The organism is Helicobacter kayseriensis (genome assembly GCF_021300655.1).
Lineage (GTDB): Bacteria > Campylobacterota > Campylobacteria > Campylobacterales > Helicobacteraceae > Helicobacter_G > Helicobacter_G kayseriensis.
On record NZ_JAJTNB010000001.1, the window covers coordinates 1 to 19,870 of the forward strand.

Genomic DNA, 19,870 nt, shown 5'->3' on the forward strand with positions numbered 1-19,870 from the left:
CAACCCTTTGAGATTGTCAATCACACCTAGATCCACTTGAGCGCTTTTCACATCTCTTGAGTTTAAGACAAGTTTAGCTCCATTTCCCATGGTGAGGTTGAGATTTCTATTTCCTTCTGTCACGGCTAGTTTTGCTCCCTCTTCGAGTGTCCCTCCATAGAAGACATTGTTAAGATTGACATTGAGAGTAGCATTTGCTCCTGCTCTTAAGAGGGTAAGATTTACACTGTCTGCATAGATCTTGGCTCCATTGAAGAAGTTTTGGGTATGGTTAGAATTATCATAAGCAAGAGAGGTATAAGCCATTTTATCTGTAAAGATAATCGATCCATTTCCTGAGATGGTTCCACTATAGACAATTCCACGCACATTTCCATTTGTATTCTGATCATTTTCAATAGAAGTTTTTCCAAAGAGGATTTGAGCATGATTATCCAAAGTGATAGTTCCAGTCTTTAAAGAAACTAATTCAATCGATGACCGTTCTGAAGTGCTTGTGATTTGATCAAAGAGGATTTTTCCTCCATTAAACGTCACATTGGCTTGATTTTCTAGTGAAATGATGCTCATCCAGTCATTAGAAGTGATTTCTTTGAAAAGAATGTAAGAAGAGGAATCAAGATTGAAATTCGCATTTTTATTAAAATACATTGCAACAGCTGTTTCATAGCCATTAGGATTTGTTCTATTCCCCTCAATCTTATTAAAGATAAGACGAGAATTATTAGAAAGATTATAAAAAGTTCCATCTTTAGATCCAGTTGTAATTCCCTTTACTGCTCCATTTCCAGATTTAAGGAGATCAAATTGAATGGTAGAGTTTGAAAGATCATAGAGAGTGTATTGTCCTCGATTAGTTAATCCTTCTGCTCCGCTTTTATTAGATTCAATATGTTTGAAATGAAGGGTTGAATCTTTGAGGATATGCTTTGAATTCCATGCATCAGAATCCTGCAAGATCCCTAGAGCATAAGATTCTCCAATGATTTTTTCAAAAGTCAGAGTAGAACCTTCATTGAGCTTGAGATTGAAATTCCCCTCGGCATTAGAGTAGATTCCATAAGATTGTTTATTATTATTGCTCGATGAAGGATTTGAAGTGTTGATTTCTTTGAATGTGACTTGACTACCTCCAGTGAGTTCAAAGTTGGTATGTACACTTGCTCCAGAAGTGAGAATGCCTGCATTATCTTTGCTTGCATCAGAGAGTTTGGAAAATATCGTGCTCGAACCATTTTCAAAAAGGTAGTTGTTGGAATTTCTATAGTTGTCTTTATCATTGACTTTAGAGCTCCATTGGTTATTGAGAATAGCGACGCGATCATTTGATCCTTTATCTTCTGTCCCTGTAAGGATATAGATCCCTTCTCCAAGAGTGAATTCTCCTCCATTGTTATTCATCACATAGCTTTTGGCATTGGGATTTCCAGAAGAGGGTGCAAGTCCTTGGAATTGGATTTTGATTGTTTTTCCATTGGATTTTACAAGAGTGTTGCCTTTGGTATTGATGCGAATACCATAGATGCTTCCTCTATCAGCCCCATTATTATTATATGCAGAAAAAACTAAATCCCCCTTCATCGTAGCTTGACTGCCATTCTCTGTATTAAAAACAATTCCATAAGAATTGTTTGTTGTTGAAATGATTGTTCCGAATTTATCTTCTTGTGTCCCATCGGCACCGCCCTTGTAGGTGAGTCCACTATTTTCAAAATAACTATCTTGTGAAGCGCCACTTTGACTTGCATTCCCCACATTCCACCATTGTTCTGCAAGAGCGACATTGCTTAGAGTGAGTGCTAGAGTAGAAGCGATGAGTGGTTTATACCAACCTTTTGTCCCCCCCCCCTGTATGTTTTCTTAAAAGCTTTCATTTGTATCTCCTTGAATTTTTGTGTCATTTGAGAATCTCTAGAGAGGATCTAGAGAAGATTGACAGAGATATTTGTAGCCAAAAACTCAAGGAAACCAAAGAAAAACATTAGAGAACTTTAATGAAATATAAATGTTTATAAAAAAGATAATAAAAGTTAAAAAATAAATTTCTTCTTTTTAGAAAAAATATTAGATTAGAGAAGATTTCATTAGAGATTAAAAATTTTGAAATAAATTATAGTAGATAGAGAGAGAAGAGATTAAAAATCTCTTTATAAGCGGTGTTTGATGAGGCTTAGAGGGACTTTGAAGATCGCCTTTTTGACACTTTGTCCGATCTCTTTTTCTGTCCCGATTCCCACCCCATGGACATCTTGAGGGAAAAGGATACACATTTCTTTTGCCTTTAGGATCAGATGACTGAGTGGCTGAATGGGTGTGTGGATCTCCAAGTCTTTGATAGGATCATAAGCTGTTTGGAGCGTGAAAGATCCTTTGTCCCCGATCAGATAGCGTTCAAAGCCTTCAAGGACGACTTGAAAGTCGATGTATTTTTGATGAGATTCAAAAAAGCCATTTTCTTCGGGTTTTAGTTTGTAACAATGTGTGATGAAAAACATTCCATATTCTAGAGGAGTTTCAAAATTTTCTCCTTCATTGAGGGTTTGGATACGAGATAAAAACTCTGGCTTAAAAAGAGAGCAGATCTGAAGATAGAGATATTCGAGTTCTTCTGTTTTGCTAAAGAGTGGGGAGAGGTCATCGATTTTTCCAAAAATTGCCATTTTAGATCCTTAGTGATGTATTGGGAGAGATTTTAGCAGGCTTTTGTCTAGATTGAATGGGGAAGATGAAAGTTTTGCAAGGAAGATAGCTCATCAGGAGAAAAGCCACATTGAAGTCTTGCTTGGGTATTGAGGATTTTGGGAGGGGTGTAGGAATAATGTCGCAAGATCTCTTCAAAGCTTCGCGAATCATTGGAAAATTTCCACCATTTATCCCCTTTGCTTACATGAGAGATTTCATCTTTTAAAATCACTTGAAGCACTTGAAGAATCTCATCGCGTAGATGATGAGAAGATTTGGAAACCTTTTGGACGACGAAAGGATTGGCATCCAATCCCCCTGCCTCTAACCCTCGATGCACCAAAGCCATCCGATCAGCAAAGATTGGAGTGGCTTTCATCGCATCAAAAAGATTGCTATGCACTTCAAAATCCCCATAATCAAATCCTATGCGTTGCAATAATGATCGAAGCATCTGAAAGTGTTGGATTTCTTCTTTGGCGACCTCAATCCAGTTGAGATAAAACTCCATGGGAAGATTCCTAAAGCGATAGCTTGCATCAAGGGCTAAATCGATCGCAGAGTATTCGATATGAGCGATAGAGTGGAGGAAAGAGGCCATTGCAGTATCATTTTTGAGTATTTTGGGGCGTGAAATTTTGGTGGGATGGACGATTTTGCAGATTCCTTGATAGATAGGAGAGCCAATATGGCGGATAGTGTAAGTATGATCAAGGCAAAGGGAGGAGAGGGAAGATAGGAGAGATTCAAAGAGTGCAAAACGCTTAGAGATTTGTGGGGTGTGTAAAATCTCTTCAAGAAGGGCAAAAAAGTTTTCTTGCATTGGCTTTCCTTTAGTCTTTTAACTTAGAGCGATAATAGAGTAAAATAAGAGCGATAAGCCCAAAAATAATCACTTCATATATTAGACTGCTAAAATTCATCTTTTGATTCCCTAGAATCCAATAGTTTTTCTATCCTGTTGATGACTTCATCGGGTGTGATGAGTTTCATGCATTGGTGATGTTTGAGAGGACATTCTCTTTTCATGCAAGGCGAGCATGAGAGATGCTTGCTTAGGATGAGTTGTGGAGAATCTGTATTATACGGTGATGTTTCTTTGTAGTCAGTGGGTCCAAAGATCGCTATAAGGGGGATTCCAAGACTTGAGGCGATATGCATCGGTCCGCTATCATTTGTCAAGAATAAATCAAGTGAAGCGATGCTGTCGATGAGGGTAGGGATGCTTGTTTTGGCTGTGAGGTCGATGAGTTGATGTGTGGGGGCTAGAGAAGAGATAGCGCTTGTGATGCGTTGATTGGCTTGTATTTCATCTTTTCCACCATAGAGAATCACTTCATAATCTTTTTGCAAAAGATAGGCAATCACTTCGATGAAGTATGCTTCACACCATCTCTTCGCACTCCCATATTTTGCTCCTGCATTGATTCCGATGCGTATTTTTTGACTCTTGGGGTGTGGGTGACATTTGAGATGAAGTTTGGGGTGAGGGGGGATGGGGATAGATAGAGGTGTTAGGAGATGGAGATAGCGATTGACTTGATGGAGTTTGGGTTGGGGTGTCAGTGCATGTGTGAGCAAAAAGGAGCGAAGATTTTTGGCATAGCCAATCCTTTGCGTGCTTTTAGTCCAAAACAAAAGAAGAGCAGAGGGAAGATTGTTTTGAAAAGTGATGGCGATATCGTGTTTGCCAATCTCTTGGGCTAGTTTATAGGTCGCCCAAAGGCGATTTTTGGACTGTTTGGTTTGATCGATGATCAGGTGATCTTGTGATGGACGATCAAAGATCCCAATGCTTGCAGGAGACCCTACAAATGTAAAGGATGCTTGGGGATAATGAGATCGAAGTGTCTCAATCGTAGGGGTTGCCATCACGGCATCTCCTAGCCAAGTTGGAAGCCTTAGTAAAATTTTCAAATCTTTCCTTGTTGTTTTGTGATTAAGGGCGTCATTTTACTTTATAGCTTATGTAAAATTGCGGTTTATTTTGATTTGGAGATGATGAAATGTTGATTCAGGCAAGGACATTGAGTGGTTTTAAAGATCGACTGCCTCAAGAGGCGATTGCTAAGAGTGAGTTGCTAAGAAAGATTGTGACTGTTTTTGAGGGATTTGGATTTGTCCCTATTGAGACTCCCCATCTAGAGTATGCTGATGTTTTGATCAAACAAGGAAGCGATGAAATACAAAAGGAGCTCTATGCCTTTAAAGATCATGGTGGGAGAGATGTGGCATTGAGATTTGATCTAACTGTCCCGCTAGCAAGATTTGTCTCCCAACATCGCCATACTCTTCCTATGCCTTTCAAGCGTTATGCGATTGGCAATGTGTTTCGAGGTGAGAGGGCTCAGAGGGGGAGATATAGGGAATTTACACAATGTGATTTTGATTTTATTGGAAGTAAGAGTATCGCAAGCGATAGTGAGATCTTGCAAATGATCGCTTCGATTATGCAGGCTTTGGAGGTGGGGAGATTTCAAATCTCAATCAATCATCGAGGGATTTTGAATGGGATTTGCGAATTTCTTGGAATCAAAGAAATAAATGGAGCCTTGAGAATTATCGATAAGCTTGACAAAATCGGAAAAGATGGAGTGGAAAAAGAGTTGATTGAAACTCTTGGATTTTCTCAAGATTGTGCTAAGGAATTGCTAAAGCTTGTGGGGATTAGGCAAAATGGAGGGGTTGATGAGTTTTTTCAATCCATCGCATTTTTGAAAGAATACAATACGACACTTTTGGGAGCAATTTCTGAGCTAGAAGAGCTTGCTGGGATCTTAAAAGCTTTGGATCTTCCTAAAGATTCTTGGGTGTTTAATTTTTCTATTGCACGAGGACTTGGATACTACACAGGAATCATTTATGAGACGATTTTGATGGATCTTCCAAATTTGGGAAGTGTGTGTTCTGGCGGAAGATATGATCACTTGACAAAAACTTTTAGCAAAGAGGATTTGAGTGGGGTAGGGGCAAGTGTAGGGCTTGATCGATTGTTGGCTGGTCTTGAGGAGTTGGGAAAAATGCAAGCCAAAAAGACAAAAGCCAAGATTCTTGCTCTTGCAATGCAGAAAGAGCAAATGCCCTTTGTGCAGGCCTTTGCACAGCAATTGCGAAAAGAAGGTGTTGGGTGTGAGGTCTATCCTGATTGCATTAAGCTAGGAAAAATCTTCTCTTATGCAGATTCTAAGGGGTTTGAATATGTCGTGATTGTTGGAGAAGATGAGGCAAGGGAACAAAAGGTGAGTTTGAAGAATATGCAAAGTGGAGAGCAGTATAGTCAGCTTGGTTTGCAAGAAGTGCTTGAGTATTGTAAGGAGTAGAAATGTCACAAAAGATGCGAGAAGAGCGAGGTAAAAAAGTTGCTTTGTTTATTGATAGTGAGAATATTAGTCATCGTTTGATTTCTGAGGTGATGGAGAGACTTGAGGGGTTTGGTGAGATTTGTATCAAAAAAGCTTATGGTGATTGGAGAAAGAATGATTTGAGGGGTTGGGATGAATGGCTCTCTAAATATTCTATTGAGCCTGTGCATCTCATCACAGGAAATGGAATCAAAACAAACTCAAGTGATATAAAAATCGCTATTGATGTGATGAATACGCTTTTTTCTGAACGTATGGATTGTATAGCATTGGTTACAAGCGATAGTGATTTTGCCCCATTAGCTCAAGAGATACGCACCCGAGGGATTGTTTCGATTGGCTTTGGTGAGGCCAAAAGTCGAGAATCTCTAAGAAATGCTTTTACAAGTTTTGAAGAAGTGGGAAGAGATAAAGAAGAGGATCTTTCTTCAAATCGCTATCTCATTAATCTTTTGAGACAAGCTACAGAATCTACAATGGGTGAAGATGGCAAGTCAATGGTTTCGCGTGTGGGGATTTGGCTAAAGGATCATTATTATAAAAGTGCATCAAGTTATGGAAGAGAGACTTGGGGGGAGGTGTTTCGAGCGTTGGATGAACATTTTGAGGTTACTTATGGGGGAAGGGACAATAAGGTGATGTTTGTAGAATACACCCCCAAAAAGCGTCATTATTACTCTAGAAGAGCAAAATAGCTCTTTATAGAGTGCCAAAAATCTTAAGGCACTGCTTTTTTAAGTTTCCAAAGTAAAAGTGTTGGTTAAGCTTTGCTTAATTGATTTTTATAAAGATGGCAAAACACAAATTTTTGTATTTGCGTTTTGCTTAGTTCTTGAGGATTCTTATGTATTAAGGAGCGTAAGGATCTGCTCTTTGTATTCTTGGAGTTTTTCTTTTGATTTGGCTTCAAAGCGTGTGACAAGAACAGGCGTTGTATTGCTTGCGCGCACAAGTCCCCACCCTTCTTCAAAAATGATACGCACTCCATCGATAGTGATAAGATCAAGGATGGGGGGGAAGTCTTTGGGAGGGTGATTGAGTTTGCAAATCAACTCTTCAATCACTGCAAATTTTTTCTCTTCTTGTGTGGGGATTTTTTCTTCTGCTGTAGAAAAAAGCTGAGGGAGAGAAAAGATTTCCTCTTCAACTGCCTGCACACTGCTATGCAAAAAGAGCTCTAAAGCTCTCAATCCAGCATAAATTGCATCATCATAACCATAATAGCGATCATTGAAAAAGATATGCCCGCTCATTTCTGCAGCTAGAGAGGCGTTGAGCTCTTTGAGCTTGACTTTGAGGTTGCTATGACCTGTTTTATACATCACGGATTTCCCTAGCTTATTGCATTCATCATACATAACTTGAGAGCATTTCACCTCTCCGATGATAATAGGGGTTTGAGGTGCGATTTCTCTAGCGATTTGTCTAGCAAACAAGATTGCAAGCTCATCGCCTTTGTAGGAATGATGGCTTGTGAGGAGAGCGATTCTGTCTGCATCTCCATCAAAGGCTAGAGCGATAGGGATATTTTGATTTTTCATAAGTTGTTTGAGGTCGGCAAGATTTTTTTCTTCGCTTGGATCTGGGTGATGGTTGGGAAACTCTCCATCGGGTTTTTCATAGAGCGCGACAAAATCGATATTAAGATTCTCTAAAACAGGGATGATGCCTATTCCTGCGACGCCATTCCCACAATCAATGGCGATTTTGTGAGGAAAATTTTTGAGAGACTGAAAATGCTGAGTAAGAAAATCGATATAGGATTGCAAGATTGTTGTTTTTTGAATCGTTGCAGTTTGCATCAAGGGAAGATTTTCAAAGGGAATCAAAGATTTTTTGAGTTTTTGAATCTCTTTTCCATAAAAGGGTTTTCCAAAAAGAGTGATTTTAAAGCCATTGTATTCTTTGGGATTATGAGATCCTGTGATCATAATCGAGTTGCGTGTTTGCAGGCTAGTATCAAAGGTTGCAAAATAAGCAACAGGTGTTGGAATCAATCCCAAATCATAGATTTGAATCTGATTGGCTCCTAAGCCCAGAGAAAGCCATTCAAAAAGCGTGATAGAGTGTGTTCTAGCATCATAGCCAATGCAGATTGAATCTTCGCCCTGATCCTTAAGTAATCTTCCGATTTCATAGGCGATGGACACAACGGTTGATTTGTCAAGATCAGTTAGAAAAATACCTCGAATATCGTATTCTCGAAAAATATGGTCTTTGCTCATCGTTGGATTTCTCCTTAAAATTTAAAAGCTAAAAACTACAATTTTATAAAATTTTTGAAGTGGGGAGGATAAAGTTTTTTGGCTAAAATAGCGAGTATTTTTAAAAAAATTTAAGGTTGAAACATTGGACATAGGGGCAGTCTTAAGGCAAATTGGAGAGATTTATAATAACAAAATTAACAAAAAACAAAAATTTGTTATTTTGGGTATCGCGTTAGCTATCATCGCTTTTATTGCTTATTTGGTTGTGTTTTCTGCAAATAATCAAAGAGGTGGAAAGGGAGGATATGCTGTTTTATTTGAGGGAGTTGATCCAAGCGATAGTGCTTTGATTGTCCAGCATTTACAACAAAATAAAATTCCTTATGAGCTATCCAATGAAGACACTATTTTGGTCCCCAAAGCTCAAGTGTATGAGCAACGAATCGCTTTAGCAAGCAAAGGAATTCCTAAAAGTTCAAAGGTTGGATTTGAGATCTTTGACACTAAAGATTTTGGTGCTACAGATTTTGATCAAAAAATCAAATTTTTAAGAGCTACAGAGGGAGAGCTTTCGCGCACGATTGAAACACTTGTGCCAATCGAAAATGCAAGCGTGCATATTGCAATGCCAAAAGAATCGGTATTTGTTAGTAAAGACACGCCTCCCACAGCTTCTGTTGTTGTAAAGATTCGAGAAAATATGGTTCTTTCTCCCTCTCAAGTGATGGGGATTAAAAATCTTGTTTCTGCGGCCATCTCAAAGCTCACTCCAGAAAATGTTAAAATCGTCAATGAAAATGGCGAAATCTTGGGAGAAAACTCTGAAGAGCATAATTCTAGAGAGCTTTCCAAAATCATCGCAATGCAAATGCGTTATAAGACAAATTATGAAAAAACCCTAGAAGACAAAATTGTCAATATCCTATCTCCTATTGTAGGGGGAGGAGATCGTGTTGTGGCAAAAGTCACAGCTGAATTTGATTTTAGACAAACCAAAAGTACGCAAGAAAGCTTTGATCCCAACAATGTCGTCCGAAGCGAGCAGAGTTTGGAAGAAAAGAGGGAGGGGCTTAGACCCAAAGAAGTAGGGGGGGTCCCAGGTGTTGTGAGCAATATCGGTCCAGTTCAGGGGCTTAATAATCAAGGGGGAGAGAAGTATGAAAAATCTACAAATACGACTAATTATGAGGTTGGAAAAACTGTCAGTGAGATTAAGGGTGAATTTGGTGTTTTGAAGCGTTTAAGTGTGGCTGTTGTCGTTGATGGTAGTTATGAAAAAACTGAAGAAAATGGAGTTGAGCGATTGAAGTATATTCCACTTTCTCCAGAGAGTATGGAAAAGATCAACGCCCTAGCAAGACAAGCAGTTGGTTTTGATCGTGGAAGAGGAGATGAAATCAGTGTGAGCAATTTTGAGCTCAATGGAGCGACACAAAGCTTTAAGCCACGAGATAAGTGGGATTTGGTGATGCAAGAAGTCAAAAAATATGCAGATCCTTTTATTCCAGTTTTGAAATACCTTATCGTGCTTTTGATTGCCTATGTCTTTTATAGAAAAATTATCGCTCCTTTTGCAGAAAAGATGCTTGCAGATAAGCAAGATGACGATGAGCTTTTAGAATCAATGCTTCAAGGAGAAGAGGTTAAGGAGGGAGATTCTAAACTCAGCGAAATGCGAAAAAGAGTGGAGGAGCAATTATCCGGAGATGGATTATTTAATGAAGAAGATATTAAGTATGATGTTTTGGTGGAGCGTATGCGCGATATGATCTCTGAAAAGCCTCAAGAAGTTGCTGCCTTGTTTCAAAAGTTGATCATTGATGAGTTGGGCTTGGAAGAAAATCCAAAAAGAGATTATGAAGGATAAAGTATGGCGGTAAATTTGACACCAAGACAAAAAGCGGAATTTGATGATCTCTCAATGTCTGAAAAGATCGCAATTTTATTGCTACAGATGGGAGAGGATATCACAAGTGATATTTTGCATTATCTTGATACTGATGCGGTGACAGAGGTTACAAAGCATATTGCTCTTATGAATGGTGCAGATCGTGCGATTGGTGCTGCAGTTTTGGAAGAGTTTTTTGCTATTTTGCAATCCAATCAATATATCAGCACAGGCGGATTTGATTATGCAAAAGAGATATTGACTAAGGCACTAGGACATGATGAAGCCAAAAAGATCATTGATAAGCTCAGCAAGACAATGCAGACTTCACAGAACTTTGGCTATCTCACAAAAGTCAAACCCCAACAGCTTGCCAACTTTATCATCAATGAGCATCCTCAAACCGTGGCTTTGATTTTGGCACATATGGATCCAGCAAGCGCTGCTCAAACACTCTCTTATTTTTCTGATGATGTAAAGGCTGAGATTGCAATCAGAATGGCAAATCTTGGGGATATCTCACCCAGCATCGTTAAGAGAGTTTCAACAGTACTAGAAAATCGTCTTGATGCATTGACGAGTTATAAGATTGAGGTGGGTGGTCCAAGGACTGTGGCTGAAGTATTTAATAAGCTGGGACAAAAGGCTGCTGTAACCACAATTGAGCACATCGAAAAAGTCGATAAAGGTCTAGCTAGTATGATCAAAGAAATGATGTTTACTTTCAATGATATTTTGGGGCTTGATAATACAGCAATCAGAGAGATTCTTAAGGTTGTAGATAAAAAAGAGTTGAGCTTGGCTTTGAAAACAGCAACAGATGAGTTGAAAGAAAAATTCACTTCCAATATGTCTCAAAGAGCTGCTGAGCAATTTTTGGAAGAAATGCAGTTTTTGGGAGCTGTGAAACTCAAAGATGTAGAAGCTGCACAAAGAAAGATTGCAGAAGTGGTTCAAGCATTAGCTGAGCAGGGGTTAATTCAAATAGGTGATGGAGATGAGTTTGTTGAATAGTATTGAAGGAAATAACTTTATTACAGAAAAAGATCACACAAAACATGTGATTAAAAAATATGAATTTAGAAGTATTGATAAAAAGCTTGAGGCAGAAATCGCCCCTTCTATGGAAGAAAGTGGAATCTATACTCCCTCTCATCCTGAGCATCAAAAAGTCGAAGGGCTCGAAAATCTACAAGAACAGCTCAATAAAACACTTGAAGAAAATCAAAAAATTTTTCAAAAACTAGAGTTTTTGCAAGAATTTTTACAAAAGCAAAATCAAATTGATCCAGCAATGCTTGATGAAATCAAATCAGCTTCTTATCAGCAAGGAAAACTCGAAGGAGAAAATAAGGCAAAAGAGGAGCTTCAGGCTGAGATAGATTCTCAAAAAGAAAAGATGATTCTTGCTATTGATCAGCTTGAAAAAAACGCTCTTTTATTTCAAGAGCAAGTTCAAAAAATCCGTGATGATTTGAGTGTTATAGCCTTGGATTTGGCTAAAGAAGTTATTTTAAAAGAGGTTACTCAAGAGAGTTCAAAGATTGCTTTTTTGATCGCAGAGGAGTTGCTTAAGCCATTAGAAAAAAGTGCACATATTATTTTAAAGGCTCATCCCCTTGATTGTGCATATTTGGAAGAAAAATTATCATCAATGAAAAATCTAAAGATAGAATCAGATCTTTTAGTAGGTCGTGGTGGGGTGATTGTCTCAAGTGCAGATGGGCATTTTGATGGAAGCATTTCTGCAAGATATAAAAATCTTAAGCGTAGTATTTTGGATATAGGGGATTATGAGTGATGCTTTTTGAAGAAGAGATTAAAGATCCCTCTAAGCTTGAAGAGATCGCCTCACAATTACGCAATCGCATTTTAGAGGTTGTATCCCAAAAGGGTGGGCATTTAAGCCCATCTTTGGGGGCGTTAGATTTGATTGTAGCGATGCATCATGTATTTGATTGCAAAAAAGATCCATTTATTTTTGATGTAGGGCATCAGGCCTATGCACATAAACTTTTAACTGGACGATGGGAAGAGTTTGAAAATTTGCGTCAATTTGGAGGAATGAGTGGCTTCCCTCATCCCAAAGAATCTGAATGTGATTTTTTTATTGCTGGTCATAGCTCAACTTCAATATCTTTAGCTCTTGGATGTGCAAAAGCATTTTCGCTTCAGCAAAGCGATCAGATTCCTATCGCATTGATTGGTGATGGGGCAATGAGTGCGGGACTTGTCTATGAAGCGCTTAATGAATTGGGTGAGAGAAAGTATCCAATGATTATTGTTTTAAATGATAATGAAATGAGTATCAGTAAGCCTATTGGCGCCATTAGTCGCTATCTATCGCAGATGATTGCAAGTCCTTTTTGTCAAAATCTAAAGGGGGGAATGAAAAAGATTTTGAGTAGAATGCCCCAAAGTGCGACATATATGGCACGTAAGTTTGAAGAATCTTTTAAGTTGATTTCACCGGGTATTATTTTTGAAGAACTTGGATTGAATTATATCGGTCCCATTGATGGGCATAACTTAGAGGAGATTATTTTTACACTCAAAAGAGCTAAAGAAATGAAGGCTCCAGTCATTATTCATGCCCAAACGATCAAGGGAAAGGGTTATAAGAATGCAGAAGGGAGACATGAAAAATGGCATGGGGTGACGCCATTTGATTTGCATAGTGGTGAGAGCTTGAGCACTTCAGGCAATATCGCACCAACAAAAGTCTTCTCTCAAACACTTTTGCAAATGGCAGAAAAAGATGAAAAAATTGTTGGAATTACTGCTGCGATGCCAAGTGGAACAGGAATGGATCTTTTAATGGAGACTTATCCGCATCGCTTTTGGGATGTGGCAATCGCTGAGGCTCACGGTGTTACTTCAATGGCAGCAATGGCTAAAATGGGATTTAAACCTTTTGTTGCGATTTATTCCACATTTTTGCAACGTGCTTATGATGAGATCGTCCATGATGTGGGAATCTTATCTCTTCCTGTGCGTTTTATTTTGGATCGAGCAGGAATTGTAGGGGAAGATGGGGAAACGCATCAGGGTTTGCTTGATGTTGCATATTTACGCTCAATCCCAAATATGGTGCTTTTTGCACCTAGAGATAATGCAAGTCTTCAAAAAGCTCTATATTTTGCTTCCAAGATTGAGAATGCTCCTTGTGCTTTGAGGTTTCCAAGAGGAAGATTTATGTTGCAAGAAGCAATTTATTCTGAAGAAGAGTTTGAAATGGGGAAGATGGAGCTTTTGCATCTTTCAGATGCTAAAAATATTTTGTTGATAGGATATGGGAATGGAGTGGGTAGAGCTCACTTTGTTAGAGAGATTTTGCTGAAAGAGGGGATAGATGCGTCTTTGGTTGATTTGCGATTTTGCAAACCCCTAGATCAAGAGGGTTTAACTCCTCTTATTCAAGAACATCGACATATTTTTGTGTTGAGCGATACTTATGAAAAGGGGGGAGTGGGAAGTGCTATTTTGGAAATGCTCTCAAGTCAGGGAATTTGCAAGGTGATAACAAGTTTTGAAGTGAAGGATATGTTTGTTCCTCATGGGAGAACAGAAAGAGTTGAGGAAATGCTGGGACTTCTTCCTTCTCAGATTGCACAAGTGATACAAGAAAGAATTGCATGAAAGTTTTGTTTGTTTGTTTGGGGAATATCTGTCGTTCTCCATTGGCTCAAGGGATTGCAGAATCTATGAGTAAAAGACATTTCTTTGATTCGGCAGGAACAAGTGGCTATCATCGCGGGAGTCTTCCCTGTAAAGGGAGTCGTTGGGTTGCTCAAAAGCATAATATTTCCCTCTCTCATATTAAAAGTCGTCCAGTGAGATATCCAGAAGATGATAGTTTTGATTTGATTATTGCTCTTGATTCAAATAATCAAAAAGATTTGCTCAAAATGGGTTTTGAAGAAAAGAAAATCAAAAAACTAGGAGATTTTGGGTTTAATGGTTTGGATATTCCTGATCCCTATTATTATGTTGGATTGGAAGGATTTGAGAAGATCTTTTCTATGATTGAAAGTTGTCTTCAGGTTTTGATAAAGGAATTAGATGATAAAGATTTGGGGTATTAAAAATTGTGGAACAGTTAAAAAGGCATTAGAGTTTTTAGATTTAAATCATATTTCATATGAGTTTATTGATTATAAAAAAACTCCTCCAGAGAAAAAAGTGATCGCGCAATGGGTTGAAAAAGCTGGAATCAATCAGGTGCTTAACTCAAGAGGAACGACTTATAAAAAACTTCAATTGAAAGATAAAGATCTTTCTTTGGAAGAAAAAATTGAGTATATGCATGCCTATCCGACTTTGATCAAAAGGCCTGTGCTTGAGTGTGAAAATCATCAGCTTTTGTTTGGATTTAGCAGGGAAGAGTATGAGAAGCTTTCTTAGTATCTTGTGTTTGACCTTATTGTTTTGGGGATGTGGAGAAAATCAAACCTCATCACTTGAAGATCTCAAAAGACCTCAAGATGCAATGATATACGCTCAAGAAATGGAAGAGTTTCAAACTCCTGAAATATTGCAGGAATTAAAGAACACTTACCTTAAAGAGTTTTTTGCTCCATTCTCAGGGATGGTTGCCAATCCCAATACCCAAGAGGTATTTTGGATACAAGGCTCGCTTCAAAAGTATCCAGGATATGGAGAAAATTTGGAGGCAAATACACTTGAATATACACAGGGTATTTTGCAAAATATGCAGATTAAAAAATATCCTAGTGCTTCACAAATGGCATTAGTGATCAAAGATACTAATGTGCGTGCAGTCCCAACGATGAGGCCGAGATTCTCTAAGCCCAATGGCTATCCCTTTGATCGTTGGCAAAATTCTTTGATTTTTTATGGAACGCCTGTTTTGATTACGCATTATGATGTGAGCGGAAGATATGCGCATATTCAAACTAATTTTGTTTATGGATGGGTAGAGGTTGCAGATCTTGCGCTTGTTTCAAAAACACAAGCAAAAGAATTGCTCAATATTAAAACTTTTGTTATGCCCAATAATGATACGCAATCCATCAAAGACAAAGAGGGAAGATATTTAACTCAGATGCGTGTGGGTAAGCTCTTTATGCTTGATGATAAAAAACAAATGTTGCTTTTTCAAAGAACATCATCAGGGAATCTTAAAATCTCAAAAACTACGGCAGATCTTTCAGATTTTCATTCTTTCCCGCAAGCTTTTTCGCAAAAAGCAGTTGCTTATTACATCAATCTTTTGGTGGGGCAAAAATATGGTTGGGGTGGAATGTATGAAAGTCGAGATTGTTCGGCTTTTATTAGAGATATTTTTGGAAATTTTGGGCTTTATCTTCCAAGGAATTCATATGCACAAGCCCAATATGGTAACCATCAGATTGGCCTTGATTCTCTCAAGCTCCCTCAAAAAGAATCTATGATTTTGCAAAATGCTATTCCTTTTGCCACTATCCTTTGGCTTAAGGGCCATATTATGCTCTATATCGGAAAGGATCAAGAGGGTAGGGCGATGGTTGCTCATAGTGGGTGGAGTGTGCAAAGCAGTAATTTGTGGGAGAAAAAAGAGCATAAGCTTGGTGGAGTAGTGATTACAACACTAACGCCTGCAGAAGAATACAATGGGATTTTGTTTGGAAGTCCAAGCCTTGGAGATCGTGTGCGTATTATGAATCAACTTCTTCCTTATCTTAAGGGTCAGATTCCTTGAAAAATTTTTTTTTATTCTGCTTTCTGTGTTTGTGGGTAGGAGCAGATGAATTTAAAATTAAAGTAGGAGTTAGTCTATCTCCTTATGCATTTTTTGTAAAAAAAATTGGAGGGGATTCTGTTGAGATCATTAAGATTGTCCCTTCTCAACGAAATCCTAAATTTTATGAAATCAACTTTGATCAAGTCAAACAGATTAAAAACCTTAAGCTTTTGGTGATGGCTGGGATTCCTTATGAAAAAAAGTGGCTTCCTCGTTTTGAGCGATCACATCCTTCATTGCGAATTTTGAAAGTTGATTTTGGGGATTGTGGGAGTCCTGTGTGTTATGATTGGTTGAGTTTTGAGGGAGCAAAAAGGATCGCTCAAGAGATTGCATATCAATTGCGTGTGATTGATTTGAAGAATGCGCAATACTACAAGAAAAATCTTGAGCTTTTTTTGCAAGAACTAGATGAAATTTATCTACAGATTCAAAAAGAATTAATGGCTTCCAATCACAAAAAGCCCGTGGTGGATTATCAGAAAGTGTGGCAAAAGCTTTCTGTGGAATTGGGATTAGAATATATGCTTTTGGAGGATATCAAACAAAGAAAAGGGATTTTTTGTTTGATCACCCCTTTTGATCCTAAAAAACTCATTGTTTCCAAATATCAAATTTCCCCTAAACACTTGGTTGAAATCGATCCTTTTAGGGAAGATTGGGATGGAATGATTCGTGATTTTATTCAATTTATTGCTGGAGAAAAAAATGGAAAGTGAAAAGGTTGCAAAACGCGCTGTCAAAATTTCAATTTTAAGTCTTTTTATCCTCTTGATTTTGGGACTGATTCTGATTTCTGTATTGCTCACACAAATTGATGCTACGGCAAAAATGGATCAAAAAATCCATCTTCTTGACCAAAAAATAGAAGCTTTAAAAGCGACAAAATAAAAGTTTTTATACAATAGCAGTTTTGATTTAAAATAAAGGTCTTGTATTGATTTTTACTTTAACGCTTAACCCTTCTTTGGATTATATTCTCAAAGTTTGCGATTTTAAGTTGGGTCAAACCAATAGATCAAATGAGGCATACTTATTGCCTGCAGGTAAAGGAATTAATGTCTCTTTAATGCTTAAAAATCTTGGCTATGAAAGCACACTGCTTGGATTTTTGGCTGGTTTTAGTGGGGCTGAGATTGATCGAAGCTTGAGAGAATTGGGAGTTATTGGAGATTTTATTTTTCTAGATCATGGTCATTCGCGCATTAATGTTAAGCTTTCATCAACTCAAGAAAGTGAAATTAATGCAAGTGGGCCAAAGATTGAACAAAAAGATTTAGAAAAATTGTTTGCCCAGCTTGATTGTTTGAGTGATGGAGATATTTTGGTGATGTCTGGCAGTTTGCCTATCGGTGTAGATCAAGGGATTTATGCGTTTGTGATGCAACGCTATGAGAAGCGAAATTTAAAAATGATTATAGATTGTTCTGGTGAGGCGTTGCAAAAAACTCTTCCGTTTCGTCCATACTTGATTAAGCCTAACCGATCAGAGGTGGAAGAGTTTTTTTCTCTTCAAAATCCTAGTTTGGAAGAATTAAAACAATGTGCGATTGATCTATGCCATATGGGTGCCCAAAATACGATTATCTCTTTGGCTGGAGAGGGTGCGATTTTTGCAACCAATCACGAAGCTTTGCATATTTCTGCTCCTTGTGGGAAGGTAAAAAATTCTGTAGGAGCAGGAGATAGTATGGTGGCTGGAATGATTGCTGGGATTGAGAGAGGGATGAGTGAAAAAGAAGCTTTTTTATATGCTGTTTCTTGCGGGAGCGCAAGTGCTTTTAGCGATGGATTTGCAAAGCTAGAAGATGTTGAAAAGATTTTTAAAATTCTTAAGGAGAACCAATGAATATTGCAGATTTGATTGCACAATCCGCTGTTTTGTTAGATGCAACACCACAAAACAAGCAAGAGGCCATCGAAATGGCGACTCTTTTGATGCAAAAAAGCGGAAAACTTATTAATCAACAAGAATATCTCCAAGCAGTTTTGAATCGAGAATTGGAAGGAAGTACTGGAATTGGTGAGGGGATAGCTATTCCGCATGCAAAGACAAAGGCTGTAAAAGAGGCCGGAATTGTTTTTATGAAGATTCCACAAGGAGTTGAGTTTGATTCTTTGGATGGTCAAAAGGTTAATCTATTATTTCTAATTGCAGCTCCTGAGGGAGAGAACAACACGCATTTAGAGGTGTTGAGTGAGCTTTCTATGCTTTTGATGGATTCTTGTTTTGTTGAATCTCTTCAGCAGGTGCAATCCAAAGAGGAATTTTTTACACTCTTGCAAAAAGTTCAACCTCAAGAACAAAAGCATCAGAGCATAGAAACTCCTCAAATTTTGGCCGTTACAGCTTGTCCGACAGGAATTGCACATACTTATATGGCAGCACAAGCTTTGAGTGATATGGCTCAAGAAATGCAAATCTCTTTGAAAGTTGAGACACGAGGTTCAAGTGGTGTTAAAAATGCTTTAACTCAGGAAGAAATAGAGGCTTGCGAATGTGTGATTATCGCAGCAGATACACAAGTCCCCCTTGAGCGATTTTCTGGCAAGAAGGTTATCTTTGCAAAAGTCGCTGATGGAATCTCAAAGCCTAAAGTTTTGCTTCAAAAAGCAAAAGATGGGGAAGGAGAGATTTATCAAGGGTCAAAACAGGAAAATTTAAACCTCTCTTCTTTCAAATCATCATCATGGCTACATGATTTGTATAAGCATTTGATGAATGGTGTTTCTCATATGCTTCCTTTTGTCGTGGGAGGAGGGATCCTCATTGCATTGGCTTTTTTGATTGATGGATATTATGTGGATATGGCTAATGCAAGCGATGGCGTTAAGAGTGCATTTGGGAAAAATACAGAATTGGCAAAATTCTTTATGCAAGTTGGAGGATTGGCTTTTGGTTTTATGCTTCCTTTGCTGTCTGGTTTCATTGCTCTAAGTATTGCTGATCGCCCAGCATTATTGGTAGGATTTGTAGGTGGAGCGATTGCTAAGGATGGTGGAAGTGGATTTTTGGGTGCGATTTTGGCTGGATTTTTGGCGGGGTATTTGGTTTTAGGTTTAAAACAAGTGTTTTCTAAACTCCCATCTAGTCTTGATGGAATTAAGCCTATTTTGCTCTATCCCGTGTTTGGATTACTAGGAATCTCGCTTTTGATGATTTTTGTTGTTGAGCCACCCGTTGGATATCTTAATACCTCTTTAAACCAAGGTTTGAGCTCAATGAGCGGAGAGTGGAAGATCGCACTTGGAATCTTGCTTGGGGCAATGATGGCGACAGATCTTGGCGGTCCAATCAATAAGGCTGCATATGTATTTGGTGTTGCAAGCATTGCATCAGAGAATTATGATATTATGGCTGCAGTGATGGTGGGGGGAATGGTTCCTCCTCTTGCGATTGCGTTGGCAACAGTGCTTTTTAAGCATAAATTTACTCAGCAAGAGAGAAGTGGAGGTTTGGCAAATTTTGTGATGGGACTTTCTTTCATTACCGAAGGAGCGATTCCTTTTGCAGCAAGCGATCCTCTTAGAGTCTTGGGATCTTGTATGGTAGGGGCAGGAATTGCCGGAGGACTTTCAATGTATTTTAATTGCACACTAATGGCACCCCATGGAGGAATTTTTGTCTTTCCTGTTGTGGGGAGCGTTTTTTATTATTTACTTTCTTTGATGATTGGGACAATTGTGGGAGCATTGCTTTTGGGAATCTTAAAAAAAGGAGTAAGAGAAAATGAAAGAAATTAAACATATTATTAAAGATCCGCAAGGAATCCATGCTCGTCCAGCTGGGGCTCTAGTAAAAAAGGCAAGTGAGTTTAAATCAAATATTCTTTTGTCCAAAGGAGAAAAGCAGGTGGATGCAAAGCGTATTTTGGGAGTGATGAGTTTGGGAGCAAAAGAGGGGGAAGAACTCACTTTTTTACTTCAAGGAGAAGATGAAGATCGGGCATATTGTGAATTGCAAGAATTTTTAAAAGAACATTTTTAA

At 38.3% G+C, this 19,870-nt stretch carries 19 protein-coding genes; 14 read left to right on the top strand and 5 right to left on the bottom strand.

From position 1 onward, the window contains the following. The 4 genes from LW137_RS00005 to waaF all read right to left on the bottom strand — a co-directional run. The coding region (locus LW137_RS00005; protein WP_233032379.1) for a hypothetical protein at positions 1 to 1,755 on the bottom strand (1,755 nt) is incomplete at its 3' end. 392 nt (positions 1,756 to 2,147) lie between these two features. Continuing rightward, positions 2,148 to 2,660 (bottom strand): NanQ anomerase/TabA/YiaL family protein, encoded by a 513-nt coding sequence (locus LW137_RS00010; RefSeq protein WP_233032380.1) that lies wholly within the window; start codon positions 2,658 to 2,660, stop codon positions 2,148 to 2,150. Between the two features lie 47 nt (positions 2,661 to 2,707). After that, a complete protein-coding gene (locus tag LW137_RS00015; protein ID WP_233032381.1) occupies positions 2,708 to 3,505 on the bottom strand; it encodes a ferritin-like domain-containing protein in 798 nt (265 codons plus the stop codon). Positions 3,506 to 3,594: 89 nt separating this feature from the next. Then, positions 3,595 to 4,599 (bottom strand): lipopolysaccharide heptosyltransferase II, encoded by a 1,005-nt coding sequence (gene waaF / locus LW137_RS00020; RefSeq protein WP_233032382.1) that lies wholly within the window; start codon positions 4,597 to 4,599, stop codon positions 3,595 to 3,597. Between the two features lie 92 nt (positions 4,600 to 4,691). Here waaF and hisS point away from each other — a divergent pair, with 92 nt between their 5' ends. Both hisS and LW137_RS00030 read left to right on the top strand, forming a co-directional pair. Then, the gene (hisS, locus tag LW137_RS00025) at positions 4,692 to 6,002 is read left to right on the top strand and encodes a histidine--tRNA ligase (protein ID WP_233032750.1); all 1,311 of its coding nucleotides are present in this window, start codon (positions 4,692 to 4,694) and stop codon (positions 6,000 to 6,002) included. 2 nt (positions 6,003 to 6,004) lie between these two features. Next, positions 6,005 to 6,739 carry an NYN domain-containing protein gene (locus LW137_RS00030; RefSeq protein WP_233032383.1) on the top strand — a complete coding sequence of 245 codons (735 nt, stop codon included), beginning with the start codon at positions 6,005 to 6,007 and terminating at the stop codon, positions 6,737 to 6,739. Positions 6,740 to 6,886: 147 nt separating this feature from the next. Here LW137_RS00030 and LW137_RS00035 read toward each other — a convergent pair whose 3' ends face one another. Then, positions 6,887 to 8,269, bottom strand: coding sequence for a phosphomannomutase/phosphoglucomutase (locus LW137_RS00035; protein WP_233032384.1), 1,383 nt, complete (start codon positions 8,267 to 8,269; stop codon positions 6,887 to 6,889). 124 nt (positions 8,270 to 8,393) lie between these two features. Between LW137_RS00035 and fliF the strand changes: the two genes are divergently transcribed. From fliF to LW137_RS00095, 12 genes are read left to right on the top strand one after another with little or no spacing between them, the layout of a single operon-like run. Continuing rightward, positions 8,394 to 10,118: a flagellar basal-body MS-ring/collar protein FliF gene (gene fliF / locus LW137_RS00040; RefSeq protein WP_233032385.1), complete on the top strand. Its 1,725-nt coding sequence runs from the start codon at positions 8,394 to 8,396 to the stop codon at positions 10,116 to 10,118. Positions 10,119 to 10,121: 3 nt separating this feature from the next. Next, on the top strand, positions 10,122 to 11,153 hold the full coding sequence (gene fliG / locus LW137_RS00045) for a flagellar motor switch protein FliG (protein ID WP_233032386.1): 1,032 nt from the start codon (positions 10,122 to 10,124) through the stop codon (positions 11,151 to 11,153). Beyond that, positions 11,137 to 11,940 carry a FliH/SctL family protein gene (locus LW137_RS00050; protein WP_233032387.1) on the top strand — a complete coding sequence of 268 codons (804 nt, stop codon included), beginning with the start codon at positions 11,137 to 11,139 and terminating at the stop codon, positions 11,938 to 11,940. Before fliG ends, LW137_RS00050 begins: the two co-directional genes overlap by 17 nt. Continuing rightward, positions 11,940 to 13,778, top strand: a complete 1,839-nt coding sequence (gene dxs / locus LW137_RS00055) for a 1-deoxy-D-xylulose-5-phosphate synthase (protein WP_233032388.1) — start codon at positions 11,940 to 11,942, stop codon at positions 13,776 to 13,778. Before LW137_RS00050 ends, dxs begins: the two co-directional genes overlap by 1 nt. Then, positions 13,775 to 14,224, top strand: coding sequence for a low molecular weight protein-tyrosine-phosphatase (locus LW137_RS00060; protein ID WP_233032389.1), 450 nt, complete (start codon positions 13,775 to 13,777; stop codon positions 14,222 to 14,224). Before dxs ends, LW137_RS00060 begins: the two co-directional genes overlap by 4 nt. Then, complete coding sequence (locus LW137_RS00065) at positions 14,202 to 14,543, top strand: arsenate reductase family protein (protein WP_233032390.1); 342 nt, start codon at positions 14,202 to 14,204, stop codon at positions 14,541 to 14,543. Before LW137_RS00060 ends, LW137_RS00065 begins: the two co-directional genes overlap by 23 nt. Continuing rightward, positions 14,527 to 15,840, top strand: coding sequence for a C40 family peptidase (locus tag LW137_RS00070; protein WP_233032391.1), 1,314 nt, complete (start codon positions 14,527 to 14,529; stop codon positions 15,838 to 15,840). The genes LW137_RS00065 and LW137_RS00070 overlap by 17 nt, the downstream gene beginning before the upstream one ends. Further along, on the top strand, positions 15,837 to 16,601 hold the full coding sequence (locus LW137_RS00075; protein ID WP_233032392.1) for a metal ABC transporter solute-binding protein, Zn/Mn family: 765 nt from the start codon (positions 15,837 to 15,839) through the stop codon (positions 16,599 to 16,601). Before LW137_RS00070 ends, LW137_RS00075 begins: the two co-directional genes overlap by 4 nt. Next, on the top strand, positions 16,591 to 16,773 hold the full coding sequence (locus LW137_RS00080) for a DUF5408 family protein (RefSeq protein ID WP_233032393.1): 183 nt from the start codon (positions 16,591 to 16,593) through the stop codon (positions 16,771 to 16,773). The genes LW137_RS00075 and LW137_RS00080 overlap by 11 nt, the downstream gene beginning before the upstream one ends. Positions 16,774 to 16,819: 46 nt before the next feature. Then, positions 16,820 to 17,731: a 1-phosphofructokinase gene (gene pfkB / locus LW137_RS00085; protein WP_233032394.1), complete on the top strand. Its 912-nt coding sequence runs from the start codon at positions 16,820 to 16,822 to the stop codon at positions 17,729 to 17,731. Further along, on the top strand, positions 17,728 to 19,626 hold the full coding sequence (locus LW137_RS00090) for a PTS fructose transporter subunit IIABC (protein ID WP_233032395.1): 1,899 nt from the start codon (positions 17,728 to 17,730) through the stop codon (positions 19,624 to 19,626). The genes pfkB and LW137_RS00090 overlap by 4 nt, the downstream gene beginning before the upstream one ends. Next, positions 19,613 to 19,870: an HPr family phosphocarrier protein gene (locus tag LW137_RS00095; protein ID WP_233032396.1), complete on the top strand. Its 258-nt coding sequence runs from the start codon at positions 19,613 to 19,615 to the stop codon at positions 19,868 to 19,870. Before LW137_RS00090 ends, LW137_RS00095 begins: the two co-directional genes overlap by 14 nt.